Annotated in this window: 18 protein-coding genes; 6 read left to right on the top strand and 12 right to left on the bottom strand. The window is 72.2% G+C overall.

What is annotated here, in order from left to right; all coding sequences use genetic code 11:
- Positions 1-45: 45 nt before the first annotated feature.
- The 4 genes from infB to rimP all read right to left on the bottom strand — a co-directional run bounded on the left by infB (position 46) and on the right by rimP (position 5,186).
- On the bottom strand, positions 46-3,099 hold the full coding sequence (gene infB / locus QRX50_RS25125) for a translation initiation factor IF-2 (protein ID WP_285974551.1): 3,054 nt from the start codon (positions 3,097-3,099) through the stop codon (positions 46-48).
- Positions 3,100-3,220: 121 nt separating this feature from the next.
- Positions 3,221-3,442, bottom strand: coding sequence for a YlxR family protein (locus QRX50_RS25120; protein ID WP_285965638.1), 222 nt, complete (start codon positions 3,440-3,442; stop codon positions 3,221-3,223).
- Positions 3,443-3,594: 152 nt separating this feature from the next.
- Complete coding sequence (gene nusA, locus QRX50_RS25115; protein WP_285965637.1) at positions 3,595-4,641, bottom strand: transcription termination factor NusA; 1,047 nt, start codon at positions 4,639-4,641, stop codon at positions 3,595-3,597.
- Entirely contained in the window at positions 4,638-5,186 is a 549-nt protein-coding gene (rimP, locus tag QRX50_RS25110; RefSeq protein WP_285965636.1) for a ribosome maturation factor RimP, read from the bottom strand. Before rimP ends, nusA begins: the two co-directional genes overlap by 4 nt.
- Positions 5,187-5,314: 128 nt before the next feature.
- Here rimP and QRX50_RS25105 point away from each other — a divergent pair, with 128 nt between their 5' ends.
- Positions 5,315-6,229 (top strand): ferritin-like domain-containing protein, encoded by a 915-nt coding sequence (locus QRX50_RS25105; protein ID WP_285965635.1) that lies wholly within the window; start codon positions 5,315-5,317, stop codon positions 6,227-6,229.
- 77 nt (positions 6,230-6,306) lie between these two features.
- On the opposite strand, the gene QRX50_RS25100 is transcribed toward QRX50_RS25105, so the two are convergent.
- The 5 genes from QRX50_RS25100 to QRX50_RS25080 form a co-directional block, all read right to left on the bottom strand.
- Positions 6,307-6,861: a hypothetical protein gene (locus QRX50_RS25100; RefSeq protein ID WP_434533135.1), complete on the bottom strand. Its 555-nt coding sequence runs from the start codon at positions 6,859-6,861 to the stop codon at positions 6,307-6,309.
- 236 nt (positions 6,862-7,097) lie between these two features.
- Positions 7,098-7,757 carry an HAD family hydrolase gene (locus tag QRX50_RS25095; protein WP_285974549.1) on the bottom strand — a complete coding sequence of 220 codons (660 nt, stop codon included), beginning with the start codon at positions 7,755-7,757 and terminating at the stop codon, positions 7,098-7,100.
- 84 nt (positions 7,758-7,841) lie between these two features.
- A complete protein-coding gene (locus QRX50_RS25090; protein ID WP_285965634.1) occupies positions 7,842-8,618 on the bottom strand; it encodes an isocitrate lyase/PEP mutase family protein in 777 nt (258 codons plus the stop codon).
- 128 nt (positions 8,619-8,746) lie between these two features.
- Positions 8,747-9,361, bottom strand: a complete 615-nt coding sequence (locus QRX50_RS25085) for a GPP34 family phosphoprotein (RefSeq protein WP_285965633.1) — start codon at positions 9,359-9,361, stop codon at positions 8,747-8,749.
- Positions 9,358-10,824: an ArnT family glycosyltransferase gene (locus QRX50_RS25080; RefSeq protein ID WP_285965632.1), complete on the bottom strand. Its 1,467-nt coding sequence runs from the start codon at positions 10,822-10,824 to the stop codon at positions 9,358-9,360. Before QRX50_RS25080 ends, QRX50_RS25085 begins: the two co-directional genes overlap by 4 nt.
- A gap of 157 nt (positions 10,825-10,981) precedes the next feature.
- On the opposite strand from QRX50_RS25080, the gene QRX50_RS25075 reads away from it, so the two are divergent.
- The 4 genes from QRX50_RS25075 (at position 10,982) to QRX50_RS25060 (ending at position 14,197) form a co-directional block, all read left to right on the top strand.
- The gene (locus tag QRX50_RS25075; RefSeq protein WP_285965631.1) at positions 10,982-12,193 is read left to right on the top strand and encodes a sensor histidine kinase; all 1,212 of its coding nucleotides are present in this window, start codon (positions 10,982-10,984) and stop codon (positions 12,191-12,193) included.
- Entirely contained in the window at positions 12,190-12,840 is a 651-nt protein-coding gene (locus QRX50_RS25070) for a response regulator (RefSeq protein ID WP_285965630.1), read from the top strand. Before QRX50_RS25075 ends, QRX50_RS25070 begins: the two co-directional genes overlap by 4 nt.
- Before the next feature lie 58 nt (positions 12,841-12,898).
- The gene (locus QRX50_RS25065) at positions 12,899-13,069 is read left to right on the top strand and encodes a KOW domain-containing RNA-binding protein (RefSeq protein ID WP_285965629.1); all 171 of its coding nucleotides are present in this window, start codon (positions 12,899-12,901) and stop codon (positions 13,067-13,069) included.
- Positions 13,070-13,174: 105 nt separating this feature from the next.
- Positions 13,175-14,197: an alcohol dehydrogenase catalytic domain-containing protein gene (locus QRX50_RS25060; RefSeq protein WP_285965628.1), complete on the top strand. Its 1,023-nt coding sequence runs from the start codon at positions 13,175-13,177 to the stop codon at positions 14,195-14,197.
- 13 nt (positions 14,198-14,210) lie between these two features.
- On the opposite strand, the gene QRX50_RS25055 is transcribed toward QRX50_RS25060, so the two are convergent.
- The 3 genes from QRX50_RS25055 to QRX50_RS25045 form a co-directional block, all read right to left on the bottom strand.
- Positions 14,211-14,564: a VOC family protein gene (locus tag QRX50_RS25055; protein ID WP_285965627.1), complete on the bottom strand. Its 354-nt coding sequence runs from the start codon at positions 14,562-14,564 to the stop codon at positions 14,211-14,213.
- A 10-nt stretch (positions 14,565-14,574) separates the two neighbouring features.
- Entirely contained in the window at positions 14,575-14,946 is a 372-nt protein-coding gene (locus QRX50_RS25050; protein ID WP_285965626.1) for a winged helix-turn-helix transcriptional regulator, read from the bottom strand.
- Between the two features lie 121 nt (positions 14,947-15,067).
- Positions 15,068-15,502: an SRPBCC family protein gene (locus QRX50_RS25045; protein ID WP_285965625.1), complete on the bottom strand. Its 435-nt coding sequence runs from the start codon at positions 15,500-15,502 to the stop codon at positions 15,068-15,070.
- 50 nt (positions 15,503-15,552) lie between these two features.
- Here QRX50_RS25045 and QRX50_RS25040 point away from each other — a divergent pair, with 50 nt between their 5' ends.
- Positions 15,553-16,110, top strand: coding sequence for a TetR/AcrR family transcriptional regulator (locus tag QRX50_RS25040; RefSeq protein WP_285965624.1), 558 nt, complete (start codon positions 15,553-15,555; stop codon positions 16,108-16,110).
- Positions 16,111-16,113 lie beyond the last annotated feature (3 nt).

Genomic DNA, 16,113 nt, shown 5'->3' with positions numbered 1-16,113 from the left:
AGGGGCGGGCGCAGCCTGCGAGCACGCCCCTCTCCCCACTAGCCGTTACGAACGGGGCTTCTCCCGCTGCTCGTAGGTCTCGATCACGTCGTCGACCTTGATGTCACTGTACGAACCCAGCGTCAGACCGCATTCGTACCCTTCACGGACCTCGACCACGTCGTCCTTGAACCGCCGCAGCGAGCTGATCGGCAGGTTCTCGGCGATGACGGTGCCGTCGCGGAGCAGGCGCGCCTTGGCGTTGCGCCGGATCTCGCCGGACATGACCAGGCAACCCGCGATCGTGCCGATCTTCGAGGACTTGAACACGTCGCGGACCTCGGCGCGGCCGAGCTCCACCTCCTCGAACTCCGGCTTGAGCATGCCCTTGAGGGCCTGCTCGATCTCGTCGATCGCCTGGTAGATGACCGTGTAGTACCGGACGTCGACGCCCTCGCGGGTGGCCCGCTCGGTCGCCTTGCCCTGGGCCCGGACGTTGAACCCGAGCACGATCGCGTCGGACGCGGTCGCCAGGTCGATGTCCGACTCGGTCACGCCACCGACACCGCGGTGCACCACGTTCAGCTCGACGTCGTCGCCGACGTCCAGCTGCAGCAGTGCCGCCTCGAGCGCCTCGACGGTACCCGAGTTGTCACCCTTGATGATCAGGTTGAGGCTGCTCGTCTCCTTCAAGGCGGAGTCGAGGTCCTCGAGGCTGACCCGCTTGCGGCGCGACGCGTTGAGCGCGTTGCGCGTGCGAGCGGAGCGGCGCTCGGCGATCTGCCGGGCGACGCGGTCCTCGTCGACCACCAGGAAGGTGTCGCCCGCGCCCGGCACCGAGGTGAACCCGATGACCTGGACGGGACGCGAGGGCAGCGCCTCGGTGACGTCCACGTTGTGCTCGTCCACCATGCGGCGGACGCGGCCGTAGGCGTCGCCCGCGACGACGGAATCGCCGACGCGCAGCGTGCCTCGCTGCACCAGCACCGTGGCCACCGGACCGCGACCGCGGTCGAGGTGCGCCTCGATCGCGACACCCTGGGCCTCCATGTCCGGGTTGGCCCGGAGGTCCAGCGCCGCGTCGGCCGTCAGCAGGATCGCCTCGAGCAGCCCGTCGATGTTGATGTTCTCCCGTGCGGAGATGTCCACGAACATCGTGTCGCCGCCGTACTCCTCGGCGACCAGGTTGTACTCGGTGAGCTGCTGGCGGATCTTCTGCGGGTTGGCGCCTTCCTTGTCGATCTTGTTGACCGCGACCACGATCGGCGCCTTGGCGGCCTGCGCGTGGTTGATCGCCTCGACCGTCTGCGGCATGACCCCGTCGTCGGCGGCCACCACGATCACCGCGATGTCCGTCGAGTTCGCACCACGGGCACGCATGGCGGTGAACGCCTCGTGACCCGGGGTGTCGATGAAGGTGATCAGCCGCGGCGTGCCCTCGAGCTCGGTCTCGATCTGGTAGGCGCCGATGTGCTGGGTGATGCCACCGGCTTCACTCTCGCGCACCTTCGTCTTCCGGATCGTGTCCAGCAGGCGGGTCTTACCGTGGTCGACGTGACCCATGATGGTCACGACCGGCGGCCGGACCCGCAGGTCCTCCTCGCCACCGGCGTCGTCGCCATAGGTGATGTCGAACGTCTCCAGCAGCTCGCGGTCCTCCTCCTCGGGGGACACGACCTGGACGACGTAGTTCATCTCGCCGCCGAGCAGCTCGAGGATGTCGTCGGACACGGACTGCGTCGCCGTGACCATCTCGCCGAGGTGGAAGAGCACCTGCACCAGCGAAGCCGGGTTGGCGTCGATCTTCTCGGCGAAGTCGGTCAGCGAGGCACCACGCGGCAGCCGGATCGTCTCGCCCTGGCCCTTGGGCAGGCGGACGCCGCCGACGCTGGGCGCCTGCATGTTGTCCATGTACTCCTGGCGCTTCTGCCGCTTCGACTTGCGACCCTTGCGCGAGGGACCACCGGGACGCCCGAAGGCACCCGCGGTACCGCCACGGCCACCGGGACCGCCACGACCGCCGCCGCCACCACGGAAGCCACCGCCACCGCCGGCAGGAGCACCAGTGCCGCCACCAGGACGGAAGCCGCCACCGCCGCCACCGCCACCGGGACCGCCGCGGAAGCCACCGCCACCGCCGCCGCCACCAGGACGGAAACCGCCGCCACCGCCGCCGCCACCGGGACGACCGCCGCCACCGGGACCGCCACGGGCACCGCCGCCGGGGCCACCACGGGCGCCACCGCCCGGGCCGGCCGGACGCGGGGTGCGGCCCGGCATCATGCCGGGGTTCGGCCGCGGGGGCATGTTGCCCGGGCTCGGCCGGTTGCCACCGGCGCCACCGCCGGGACGCGGCGCGGGCCGGTCACCGCCGCCACCGGCACCGCCGGGACGCGGCGGACGGTTGTCGCCGCCCTGACCCGGACCGGGGCGCTGGGCCGGCGGACGCGGGGCCGGGGCGCCGGAACCGACGCCGAACGGGTTGTTGCCGACGCGCGGGGTGCGCGGGCCGGGCTTGGGACCGCCGGGCTTGGGGCCCTGCGGCTTCGGCGGCACGACCGAGCCGGACGAGGACGACGAAGCGGCGTCCTGCTTCGGAGCGGGCTTCGACGCCGCGGTGCTGCCACCGGACGGCTCGGCCTTGGCCGCGGGGGCCTGCACCTGGGGCTGCGGTTCCTGCTGCTGCGGCTGCGCCGGAGCCGGGGTGGCCGGGCGCGGGCCGGGACGCGGGCCCGGACCGGGACGGCTGCCCGGGGTGGCCGGACGCGGGCCGGACTGCTGCGGAGCGGCGGACGGAGCGGCCTTGGCGGCCGGCGCCTGCTGCTGGGTCTGCTGCGGAGCGGGCGCGGCCGCGGGCCGGGGGGCCTGCGGAGCGGGCGCGGCAGCGTTCGAGTTGCCCGAGCTGGCGGCGGGCGGCATGGGCCGCGGGCCGGGCGTCGGGCCGGACTTCTTCCCGCCCTTGGCGGGGTATGCGTCACGCAGACGGCGGGCGACGGGCGCCTCGACCGTGGATGACGCGGACTTGACGAACTCGCCCTGCTCCTTGAGCTTCGCGAGAACTTCCTTGCTGGTGATGCCGAGCTCTTTCGCGAGCTCGTGTACACGGGCCTTGCCTGGCACAGCTCTCCTCATCTAGGGGAGGCCAGGCGGTGAAGAGACCCGCTGACCTCGTCCTTATCGTCGCGCGTTCATGGCGTCGGCTTCACGGCTGACTCATGACGGGTCGACCTGCTTCCTTGTTTCACTGCGGTTCCAGGTGTGTCCCGGAACCGATCTCCGTAGTGGGCGCCGCGAATGCCACGTGCTCACGCAGCCCTGCGGCTTCGAGCGTGCCCTGGGCCCGAAGTGCCCGGGGAAATGCCCGCTTCCGCTCGGCCTTGGCCAGACAACCCGGTGCGGGGTGCAGCCACGCGCCCCGCCCCGGCAGCCGCCGACCTTCGTCGACGACCAACCGTCCGGCCACCGCGACCACTCGCAGCAGCTCACCGATCAGGACCCGCTGCCGGCAACCGACACACGTGCGAACCGGGAAGTGCCGGTGGCGCTGGAGGTCGGTCGTGTCGCCACATCCCCGCGGCGGACCCTGAACCAATGATGAGTCTAGCGCTTCGACCTTCACTCAGCCGAACCGGTTGTCGCGGCGGGCCGCGCCTGTCCGGCGTGGTCTTGATCACCCACCGGTTCGGCGGGTGCGGCGTCGCTGCGAATGTCGATGCGCCAGCCCGTGAGCCGGGCCGCGAGCCGCGCGTTCTGGCCCTCCTTGCCGATGGCGAGCGAGAGCTGGAAATCGGGCACGACGACGCGGGCCGTCTTCGCCCGCTCGTCCACGACACGTACCGAAACAACCTTCGCCGGGGACAATGCATTCCCCACGAAGCGGGCCGGATCCTCCGAGTAGTCGATGATGTCGATCTTCTCGCCGGCCAGCTCGCTCATCACGTTGCGCACGCGCGCGCCCATCGGGCCGATGCAGGCGCCCTTGGCGTTCACCCCGGGCACGGTGGAGCGCACCGCGATCTTGGTGCGGTGCCCCGATTCGCGCGCCACAGCCGCGATCTCGACGGTGCCGTCGGCGATCTCGGGCACCTCGAGCGCGAAGAGCTTGCGCACCAGGTTCGGGTGCGTGCGCGAGAGCATGATCTGCGGCCCGCGGTTGCTCCGCGAGACCCCGACCACGAACGCCTTGAGGCGCGTGCCGTGCTCGTAGGACTCCCCCGCGACCTGCTCACCCGAGGGCAGGATCCCCTCCGTGTCACCGACCTGGACCACGACCATGCCGCGGGCATTGGCGCGCGCGTCGCGCTGCACCACGCCGGCCACGATCTCGCCCTCCTTGGCGGAGAACTCGCCGAAGGTCTTCTCGTGCTCGGCGTCGCGCAACCGCTGCAGGATGACCTGGCGGGCGGTCGTCGCGGCGATCCGGCCGAAGCCCTCCGGCGTGTCGTCCCACTCCTCGTCGACCTCACCCTCGGGGGTGAGGGTGTGCGCGAGGACGCGGACGAGGCCGGTCTTCTTGTCGATGTCGATGCGCGCGTGGGGCTGGTGCCCCTCCGTGTGCTTGTAGGCGGTGAGCAGGGCCGTCTCGATGGCCTCGATCACCGTGTCGAAGGGGATGTCCTTGTCCCGTTCGATCGCCCGCAGCGCGGCGATGTCCACGTTCACTTCGGCTCCTCCTTCGCTTCCGTCTGGCCGGCAGGGGTGCTGCGCTTGCCGGACGCGTCTTCTTCCAACAGTTTGAGCTCGTCGACCGGTGGTTGCTTGAACTCGATCTCCACCACGGCCTTCGCCACCGACTTGTAGTGCACGTCCTTCAGCCGGCCCTCGAGGAGCACGGTCACGCGCTCTTCGCCGGCGTGGCCCACCCGCGCGACGAACTCGGCGCCTTCCGCGGGCGTGATGCGGACCAGGCGGAACTTCGCGCGCCGCCAGTGGCGCGGCTGCGAGAGTGGGCGGTCCAGCCCCGGCGAGGTGACCTCGAGGGTGTAGGCGCTCGCGAGCACGTGCTCGTTCTCGTCGAGCGTCGCCGACACCTTGCGGCTGATCTCGGCGACCTCGTCCAGCCCGACCCCGTCGTCGGAGTCGACGACGACCTTGACCAGCTGCTTGCGGCCGGCCTGCTGCACCTCGAACGAGTCGAGGTCGAAACCCGCGGCGGTGACGGCTTCGGCCACTATCGGCTGAAGCCGGCTGGCGAGTTCGTTGGGCACGTGGAGCACTCCTGTTCGGCCGAGGTGACGCGGGCTGGTCACGACAGTGGTCGGTGGTGGACCAGCTTATCCTGCGCCCCCGCGGGGACGCGCGAGCGGCGGTGCCGGGCCTGGCAGGATGGGCCGACGTGACCGCAAGACCGACCGACCTTTCCCGGCGCGGCGTTCTGCGCCTGGGCGCCGTCGCCGCCTTGGCCCTCCCGCTGGTGGCCTGTTCCGGGGGATACGACGAGAGCCCCGACCCGCTCGCGCCGCTGCTGTCCGCCGCCGACACGGACGCCGCCGCGGCCAGAGCCCTCGGCGGCGGCGTCGCCGGGCAGGTCGCCGACGCGCGCGCCGCCCAGGCCGCCGCCCTGAAACCCGAGGTGGACCGGCTGAACCGGCCCAAGCCGACCACGGCGCCCCCGGCCGCGCCCGCCGACCTCGGCGCGTTCAAAGAGCGCCTGGCCACGGCCCGCAAACAGGCCGAGGACCTCGTGCCCACCCTCCCCGCCTACCGCGCCGGCCTGGTCGCGGGCGTCGCGGCGGGCTGCGCGAGCCTGCAGCGCCTCGCCTCGCTCGGGCCCGGCGAAGACGCCCAGGCCGTGGTCGCGCCGGCCGGCACCGCCGCGTCCGACGCCGTCGACCCCCTGCAGAAAGCGCTGGCCTCGGAACACGCCGCGCTGTGGGTGTACGGGCTGGTCACGGCCTTCCTGCCGGGCGAGTTCGGCGACGCCCTCAAGGCCGGGCGCGCCGAGCACACCGCGCGCCGCGACGTCGTCACCCAGATGATCGAGGCCGCCGGCGGCACGCCGGTTGCCCCGGAGGCGGCGTACGTGCCGCCGAAGCCGGTCAACGACACCGCCTCGGCCGCCGCACTGGTGGCGAGCGCCGAGGAGGACTCCGCGGCCGCGTGGCTCGGCGTCGTCACCCACACGGACGACGCGGGGCTGCGGAAGATGGCTTTGCAGGCGCTGATCGCGGCGGCCCGGCGCGGCACGCCGTGGCGCCAAGAGGCGGGCGAGAAGCCGACGGCGCTGGCGATGCCGGGGCAGCCCGCTTAGGTTTCGGCGGCTTGAGTTTGCGGTGAAAAAAGGGCCGTTCCCGGTGTCTGCGGGAACGGCCCTTTTGCCGAAAGGGGTCAGTGCAGGTCGGCGCCGAGGTCCAGCGCACCGGTGGCGATGCGCTTGAGCAGCACGTCGTCGCGGTGCTTGGCGTAGAAATCGGCGAGGACGATGGTGACATCGGTGCCCGTGACGGCCGATTCGTACTCCGCCTGATCGCCGCTCACCTTGGGCGCGCCCGCGGCCTTGTAGGTGCCGTCGCGCACCAGGTCGTTCACGTTGCCGGTGCCGTCCCGGTCGGTCAGGGCCTTGAGCTGCCCCGCCTGCGCCGCGGTCGGCATGCTCACCTTGACGACGGAGACGAGCGCCTTCGCGTCGCCGTATTCGACCGTGTAGAGCCCGCGCGCGAGCGAGGAGCACGGGTTGGTCTGGAAGAACTTCTTGGTGTCGTCGTAGGCCTTCGCCACGCAGTCGGTGGACTTGTTCGGGCCTTCCACCAGCTTGTAGTCGAAAGGGTTCGTCTTCACCGGATCCTGCGCCACCGCTTCGGGCGTGCTGTCGTGCCGGATGAGAAACCAGACCAGCCCCGCCACGACGGCGATCACGACCAGCCCCGCGCCACGCAGGAGCAACGTCTTGGTGTCCCGCGGCGGGGTTGGGATTTGGCCTGGGCCCGCGCTACTGCCGGGCGGCGACCCCGGGTGCGCGGGCACCGCAGCGAGCGGCGCCGTGTCCGAGGGACCGGGGGTGAATGGGGGACCGACCACGGGCACATACGGTAGTTCACCGCGCTGAGCGCCTTCAGCCGAATGCGGTGAGACGGCGTTCGACGTCGTCAAGGGCCTGCGGAGAGCATGATCGCCGGGCGTCAAGAGGGGGGCAGCAGCGCGCCCAGCGGGCTGTCGTCGAGGCCGGCGAGCAGGCTCGCGGGGTCGGCGTAGATCGCGACCGCGCCGGCCTCCCGCAGTTCCGCCGCGCTGACGCCGCCGGAAAGCAGCCCCACCGTGTGCAGCCCGGCGCGGTTCGCGGACTCCACGTCCCACACCGAGTCACCGACGAAGAGCGTGTGCCCGGGGTCGGTGCCGGCGCGCTCGATCGCCGCGTGGACCGGTTCGGGATCCGGTTTGGTGGCTTCGACGTCGTGGCCGGCGACGATGCCCCAGATGACGTCGTCCACGTCGAGGATCCGCCGGAGCAGGTCGATCTCATCGGGCCCGGCCGACGTCGCCAGCACGACCCGCACACCACGCCCGGCCAGCGTGCGGATGAGGTCCGGCGCCCGGTCGAACGCCCGCAGCAGCTCGGCCTGGTCCCGGTAGAGGGCGCTGTGGCGGTCCTTCACCGCGGAGCCGATCTTCTCGGCGTCCGCCTCACCCAGCAGGGTGTCGAGCAGCTTGCCCGAGCCCATGCCGATCGCCCGGTGCACGCGCCAGGAGTCGACGGCCCGGCCGGCTTCGTGGAACGCCCGGCGCCAGGCGTGGACGTGGAGGTAGTTCGAGTCGACGAGCGTGCCGTCGACGTCGAACAGGACTGCGGTGGCGATGGCGGGCCTCCTCGGGATCAGCGGGATGAACTGGGACCGAGTACCCGCCCCGAGACCGCCTGAACCCGCCTACCGCGGCGGCGGCAGCAACCCCGCCACCTCGGCGTAGGACGGCGGAGGCAGTGGCAGCGAAGTCCCTTCGCGGGCGGCGTCCACAGTCGCCAGGGCGGCGGCCAGCGCGACGCGGTAGGGCGTCGAGCCCAGGCTCACCCTCGCCACCCCCAGCTCGGCGAGGCCGGCCGGCGTGCCGCGGCCTGGGAGGAACAGGACGTTGAGCGGCACCTCCACCGCCGCCACCACCTCCGCGACCTCTCCCGGGTCGGCGAGGCCCGGGACGAACACCCCGTCGGCTCCGGCGTCCCGGTAGGCGAGGGCCCGTTCGACCGCGAGAGAAACCGGTCCGGCACCGAGCCAGTGGGTGTCGGTGCGAGCGTTCAGGAAAACGCCGGGCGACGAGGAGCGGACAGCCGCGATCAGTGCGCGCTGGACCTCCACCGGCGCGAGGGTGCCGTCGGCGCGGCCGTCTTCGAGGTTCACGCCCACGGCGCCCGCCTCGGCGAGCTCCGCGACCAGGTCGGCGACCTCGCCCGGGTCCACGCTGAAGCCGTCGGCGATGTCGACGCTCACCAGCACGTCCAACGGCGCCAGCGCGCGGGTCAGCGCCACCGTCGCCGCCCGCGAGGCCGGAGCGCCGTCGGCCAGCCCGGCGGCGGCCGACACGCCGAGACTCGTCGTGCCGACCGCCGGGTACCCCGCCGCGGCGAGCGCGGCCGCGAACCCGAACTCCCACACATTCGGCAGCAGCAAGGGTTTCCCGGGCACATGCAGCGCGGCGAACGAAGTCATGCCCGCAACCTACGCGCGCGATGCTTCGGTGCCGCCGAAGCGACCCGCTCGACTGCTCGCTGCGGCGCTTCGGCAGCCGCCGAGCTGAGCGTGCGATCGCCAGAATCGGCCGTCGCCCGACCACTCACTCAGCTTCCACCCGACATGATCACCGCCCGGCGACTGCGCAGCAGGCCGCGCAGCGCGGGCACCGCCGAGCCCGCGGCGGCGTCCAGTTCGGCGAGGCGCGCGGCGTGCCGGTGGGACGAGCGGCGGGTGAACCCCACCTGCGCCGCGGCGGCGAGGGAGGTGAGCGCGGCCGCGCGGGTGTCCACTTCGGACAGCGGCGCGCGCAGCGCTCGGTCCACAGTGGCGCGTGCCGCGTCGGCCGGCGACCGGTCGTCGAGGCGCAAGACCTTCCGGCGCAGCACCGGCGTGACGTGCTGCCGCAGGATTCCCGCGGCGGCCAGTTGCAGCTCCAGCGAATGCAGGGTGTCGCCCGAGTCGCGGCGCAGCAGGCGGCGCCAGCCGGTCGGGCCCGTGTCGGTGAGGTCGGTGAGCAGGTCGTCGAGCAGCAGGTCGCCGGTGGGGCCGCGGCCGGTCGCCGAGATGCGGCCGCCGGTGACCGTCAGGTGCCCGCGCAGCAGCAGGTCGGTGACGGCGGACGCGCGCACGAGCAGCGCGGCGCGGCTGCGCCTCCCGATGCGGCCCGTGTCCGGGTCGCACGCGAGCAGGTAGGCCTGGGCGGCCAGCGAGCGAGTCATTGGCGCTTCACCAGCGGCCAGATCCGGTCCCACGATTGAGTCCTTCCCGAGTAGAGCCACACGAGTCCCGGCACGACCTCGGTCACCGACGCGAAGTAGGGCTTCAGCAGCGTCGGGTCGAAGCCGGTGAAAAGCACGTCCCGCGCCCGGTCCGGTGGCCGGTCGAAGTACCAGTAGCCGCGGTGTCCACTGTAGACTTCGGTGATCCCGTACCGCGGGCCGTAGTACTCGACGGCCGCCGCGAACGGGTAGATCTCCGCGTACACCGCCGTCTGCGCCTTCACCGCGGGTGGCAGCGCCGAGTACGTCTGCCCGACGACGTCGGCGACCTGCTTCTGCGCCGTCTCCCCGCCCGCGAACACCGTGCCGAGCGAGAACGGCCCGAACGACGTCGCCGTGACCGACGCCGGCCAAACCGGCAGCGCGGCCACGGTGACGGCGGCCGACAGCCCGAACGCGATCCCCACCGGGAGCCGCCACCAGCGCACCAGCTTCCGCCGGCTCAGCTCCGTGGCCGCGGCCGCGAACGGCAGCGCGTAGAGGCTCATCAGGTAGTACGAGCGGCCGTGCGTCAGCAGCACCACGACGGCGACCAGCAGCAATGCCACGGCGAGATAGCGGTACGGCCGCAGCGAAGGCGAGCGGAACAGGCGCCACACGCCGTAGAGCAGCGCCAGCACACCGACGCCCATGCCCGCGCCGAGCAGCCCGTCGCGCGCGAAGGCGAAGTAGCCGGGGAACTCGGCGGCGACGACGCCGGACATGTGCGTGTAGGGCCAGTCGTTCGTGGCCTGCCAGACGAGCGCGGGGATCGTGGCGACCACCGCGATCAGCGCGCCCAGCCACAGTTTCGGGCGGCTGAGCAGGCGGCGTGGACCGAGAATCGCGGCCGAGACGAGCACGGCGGCCCACAGCGCGGGGATCAGGAACTTGACCTCCAGCGACACCGCCGTGACCGCACCCGCCCGCACGAGCAGGCCGTCGCGGCGCGTGCGGGTCCAGCGGACCAGCAGGAATACGACAACCGTCCACAAGAACGGGTCCAGCGCGTAGGTGGAGACCCAGTGGCTGAGGATCACCAGGTTGGACGTGGCGGACAGCCCGGCCGCCATCAGCTGCGCGGGAGGGCGGCCACCCAGTTCGCGGGCGATCAGCGCGGTGATCACCACGCCGGCGCCGACCGCGAGCGCCATCGGCAGCCGGAACGCGAGCAGCGAACCGGGGAACAGGCGGTCGAGCGTGCCCGCGAGCAGCGGGACGAGCGGTGGCTGGTCGAAATACCCCCAGGCCGGATGATCTCGACCAGCCACCAGGAAGTAGAGCTCGTCGAACCCGTGCGCGTAGCGGACGCTCGTGACCACGAGCAGCGCCGCCGCCAGCACGGCCACGGTGAGCACCGGCAGCCGGGCGAACGGGGCGATCTCCCCCGTACTGGTCTCGCGGCTCGTTCTGAGGCTCGTCATGATCCGAGTCCACCGCGCCGGCCCGGTTCCGCGTAACGGTGATCGGTAGCCGATGCGGACGACGAACGTTGTCCCGCGCGCAACTTTCGTCGCGGGTCCTCCCCCGGCCGGTGCGGTTGCGCCGCGGCGGTCCGGACCAGCCGTTACCGTGACCAGGGTGAGCGAAGTACGGCGTGGAGCCTGGCCCCGGCCGGTCGACCTGGTTTGGCTGCTGGTCGCGGCGCTCGTGTTCGCCGGGCTCGACTTCGCGTTGCACTGGGCCGGGCCGACGAGCGGGGTCTTCGGGCCCTACGCCGGGCTGGTGCTGCGGCTCGCCTGCGACTTCACGCTGCTGGCGGTGTTCCGCTTCCCCGACGCGGTGGCCGGGGTGCTCGTGGTGGCCTCGCTGGCGATGCTGGCGTCGGACCTGTTCTGGCCCGGGCTGCTGGTCCCCGCGCACCAGCCGAGCCTGATGACGGTGCCCACCATCACGCCGCTGGTGCTGAGCCAGCTCCCGCGCGTGATGGACCGGCGGCGCCTGTTGTGGATCGGCGGGGTGCTGGCGGTGCTGGCGACGAGACCGTGGGACCCGGCGTGGAACACGACGCCGTTCGGGCTGCTGAGCACCGCGCTGCCGGTGGCGGTGGCGCTGTACTTCGTGGCGCGCCGGGACCTGCTGCGTTCGCTGCGCGACCGGGCCGAGCGCGCCGAACGCGAGCAGCACCTGCTCGCGGAGCAGGCTCGCGCCGAGGAACGGCGGCGGCTCGCGGGCGAGATGCACGACGTGGTGACCCACCGGCTGAGCCTGATGGTGCTGCACGCGGGCGCGCTCGGCGTGGTGTCGACGGACCCGTCCGTGCGCTCCGCGGCCGAGGACATCCGCCGCGAGGGCGCGCACGCGCTCGACGAGCTGCGGGATCTGGTGGGCGTGCTGCGCGACGGTTCGAGCATCGAGCCCCCGGCCGCTTCCCCGGCCCCGGTCGCTTCGCCGGCGGATCTGGTGGCCGAGTCGGTGACCGTCGGCGTGGCCACGGAGCTTTCGGTGAGTGGCGACCCGGACCAGGTGTCGCCGACGGTGGCACGCACGGCGTACCGCGTGGTGCAGGAGGCACTGACGAACGTCCGCAAGCACGCGCCGGGTTCGTCGGCCGCCGTGACGCTGCGGTACCACTCCGGCGGCCTCGACGTGTGCGTCACCAACACCCGCGGTTGCCTGCCGCCCGACCCGACGCTCGCCGGCAGCGGCTCGGGCGCCGGGCTGAGCGGGCTGCGGCAGCGCGTCGAGCTCGTCGGCGGGCAGCTCGAGTCCGGCCCCGAGCCCGGCGGCGGGTTCCGCGTCGGTGCGATACTTCCCGCCTACGTCCCGACGACGGAAGGTGCTCCCCGGTGATCACGGTGGTCGTGGCCGACGACGAGCCGATGGTCTGCGCGCACCTGCGCACGATCCTGGGCTCCGCCGAGGACCTCACGGTGGTCGCTTCGGCTTCCGACGGCGCCGAAGCGGTCGAGGCCGTTGTCCGGCACCGCCCCGACGTGGTGCTCATGGACCTGCGCATGCCGGGCGTCGACGGTCTCACGGCGATCGCCCGCATCGTCGCGCTGCCGGACCCGCCCGCGGTCGTCGCGCTGACCACCTTCGACGCCGACACGTACGTAATCCGGGCGCTGCGCGCGGGCGCCGCGGGTTTCCTCGTGAAGTCCACGCCGCCCGAAGACCTCATCGGCCTCGTCCGCGTCGCGGCCGACGGCCACACCGTCCTGTCCCCCTCCGCGGCCCGCCGCCTCGTCGCGCTCTCGGCCGACGGCCACGCCCGCACCGACTCGGCGCTGCGCCTGACCGCTGCCCTCACCGACCGCGAACGCGACGTCCTGGCCTGCCTCGGCGAGGGACTGTCCAATGCGGACATCGCCGCCCGCCTGCACCTCGCGGAGGCCACGGTGAAGAGCTACGTGTCGCGGATGCTGGTGAAGCTGGAGTGCGCGAACCGGACGCAGGCGGGGCTGCTGGCGCACGAGGCGGGGCTGGCCAGCCGCTGAGGTCCGGCGGCGAACCGCGCCCTGCCGTGCTCGGTTTCCGCGGCTAGGGTCGTCGGTCATGGAGGACTTCGCGGTGGGAGAGACCGTCCGGATCACCGGCACCACGATGACCGGCAGCGTCGGCGCCGTCGCGCACGTCGACGACAAGCGGCAGAAGTACCTGGTGCGCGTCAGCGACGTCACTCAGAACTACTTTTCGGCCGACGAGCTGGAACACATCTCCGGGTAGCGCCGGTTCATTCCTCGAGTTCGCCGTTCAGGGGCCCGAAACGCGGTCGGCAGTCGCGTCTTGCGAACGATTGCAGTAGCCTCAGCGCCACTACGAGGAGGCGACGTGCGGGCTTTGCGGATCTCGGCGTGGGGTGGCGCCCTCGAACCGGTGGTAGTCGCCGAACCGGAGCCGTCACGGGGGGAGGTCCTCGTGCGGGTCGAGGCCTGCGGCATCGGCGTGACGGTGCTGCAGTGCATGAACGGGCAGCTCGGCGCGGAAGAGTCCCATCTGCCCCGGGTGCCCGGGCACGAACTGGTCGGGATCGTCGAAGCCGTGGGTTCCGACACCGACCCGGCGCTGGTAGGCCGGCGGGTGATGGCGTACTTCTACCTCGTGTGCGGCACGTGCCGCGAATGCCTGGCGTCGCGGGATTCCACGTGCCTGAACTTCCGCGGCAACGTCGGCGTCGCGATCGACGGCGGTTATGCCGAGTACGCGGTTCTCCCGTCCCTCAACGCGATCGAGGTCCCGCGCGAGGTCGACCCCGTGGCCGCGACCACGATTCCCGACGCCATCGCGACTCCGGTGCACATCGCCCGCCGCGCGGGGCTCGGACCGCGGACGCGGGTCGCGGTGCTCGCGGCCGGCGGAGGAGTCGGGCTGCACATGGTCCAGGTGGCGCGGGCGTACGGGGCCGAGGTGGTGGGGCTGGACGTGGTGCCGGACAAGCTCGAGTACCTCGAAGCGGAGCTGGGGGTGCGGGCCGTCGACTCGTCCGACTTCGGCGCGATCGCGCTTCCGCCGCCCTGGGCGGGAAAGGCCGACGTGGTGATCGACCTGTACGGCCGGGCGCCCGCGCAGCGCTGGGCCCTCGACCACCTGGCGAAAAACGGGTCGCTGATGTGCCTGACCTCGATGCGGGACGAGGAGTTCACGGTCTCTTCGCGTGAGCTCGTCCTGTCCCAGCTCGCCGTGCTCGGCTGCCGGTACGCCTCGCGGTACGAGGTCGGGCTCGCCGCCGAACTGGTCACTTTCGGGCGGGTCCGGCCGTTGGTGAGCGCCGTGGTCGGACCGGAAGAGGTGCGCGCCGTGCACGAGCGGATCCGGTCGGGGTCCTTTCTCGGGCGAGCCGCGCTGGCGTGGTGACCCACGGTCCGGGTCAGAAGTACTCGACCAGGCAGAACCCGTGCTGTTCCGGGTCGGCCATCACGACGACAACGCCTTCGACGTAGTCGTGCCGTTCACCGGTCGACCGACCGCCGAGAGCCAGCACCTGGGCGACGCCCTCGGCGATGTCGTCGACCGCGACGTCGAGGTGCAAGCGCACCTTGCCGTGGTTCGGTTCGGTCACGGGCTGGAAGACGAGGCGGGGCTGTGGGTCGCCCGCGTGGCCGAGGTAGACCCAGCCGGGCCTGGACCGGTCCTGCGGGCGGTCCAGCAGCGCGCTCCAGAACTCCGCGACCCGTTCCACGTCAACGCAGTCGACGGTCACGCCGACCCAGCGGTTCGTCATGCCCCGGCGCTCAAGCCGATGCCGGCGCGTGTTCCGCGTCGAAGGCTTCACGGGCGGCGGTCACCTGGTTCATGTGGTGGCGGGCCCAGCCGGCGAGCATGTCGAGAGGCTCGGCCAGGTCACGGCCCAGCGGGGTGAGTTCGTATTCCACGCGGGGTGGGATGACGGGGTACGCGGTGCGCGTGAGGATGCCGTCGCGGACGAGGCTGCGCAGGGTTTGCGTCAGGACCTTCTGGGAGATGCCCTCGACGCGTTTGCCGATCTGGGTGAAGCGCAGCGGGCCTTCGCGCAGCGAGCCGACGATGAGGACGGTCCACTGGTCGCCGATGCGGTCGAGGAGCTGACGGGTCGGGCAGTCGCGGTCGTAAGGGTTTCCCAGCACCACAGGCCTCCTCGGTGTCACTCTCCCAAAGAGAGTAACACTCCCGGACGCCCCCGGCCGGGACATCACCGGACAACGCCGCACCCCCGGCGCAGCGCTGCCCGAACCCCGGCGCCGGGCCCTACCGGGCCACCCGCGAAGTCTCCGCCACCAGACCCGCCACCACCCGGCCGATGAACCGCCCGAGCACCAGCCGGTAGAACCACCCCGTCCCCGGCACCTTGCCCGTGAACGACGAGTGCCAGTGGATCTCCGTGCCGCCGTCGACCGGGGTGAGGTCGACGTACGCGCGGTAGTCGCGCAGGGGCAGGCCGCTGCGCAGCGCGTAGCCGAACCGGCGGTCGGGGACCAGTTCGATCACCTCCTCGCACGAGCGCGTGCGGCCGGTGCGGAACACGCGCAGCGCGCCCAGCCCCTCGCGCTCGGCCGCGCCCGCCTGCGCCAGTTCGAACGAGCCCAGCGGCGACCAGCGCGGCCAGCTCTCGCCGTCGCGCAGGAGCGCGTAGACCGTCGCCGAGTCGGCGGACGTGTGGGCCCGGACCGAGATTCGTTGCATCAGGCCTCCTCGAAGCGCGTGTACCACGTGGTACATGTACCATCTGGTACATGACGGAGGCAAGGGCGAAGCTCCTCGACGCGGCCACCGAGCACATCGCGCGAAACGGGGCGGACCAGAGCCTTCGAGCGCTCGCGACGGCGCTGGGCACGAGCCACCGGATGCTCATCTATCACTTCGGCTCGAAAGAAGGCCTGCTCACGGAGCTCGCGCGCGAGGTGGAACGCCGGCAGCGCGCCGTGCTGGCCGACCTCGACTCGAGCCTGCCGCCGGACGAGCTGGCGCGCGCGTTCTGGCGCCGGCTCACCGACGAAGCGCTGCGCCACAACGAAAAGCTCTTCTTCCAGCTCTACGGCCAAGCCCTCGGCGGCGCGCCCGGCACGGCCGAGTTCCTCGACGGCGTGATCGACGGCTGGCTCGGGCCCATCGAGGTGCTGCTCGAACGGCTCGGCGTGCCCGAGCAGCACCGCGCGGCACAGGCCCGGCTCGGCCTCGCCGTGGCGCGCGGGCTGCTGCTCGACCTCGTCACCACGGGTGACCGGGAAGCCGTCGACGCGGCGATGGAACGCTTCCTGAGCCTCCAGAACGCTGGTTTCTTGCAGACCTGACCC

The sequence above is a fragment of the Amycolatopsis sp. 2-15 genome (genome assembly GCF_030285625.1).
Taxonomy (GTDB): Bacteria; Actinomycetota; Actinomycetes; order Mycobacteriales; family Pseudonocardiaceae; genus Amycolatopsis; species Amycolatopsis carbonis.
This window is presented reverse-complemented; position numbering and strand designations above follow the sequence as displayed.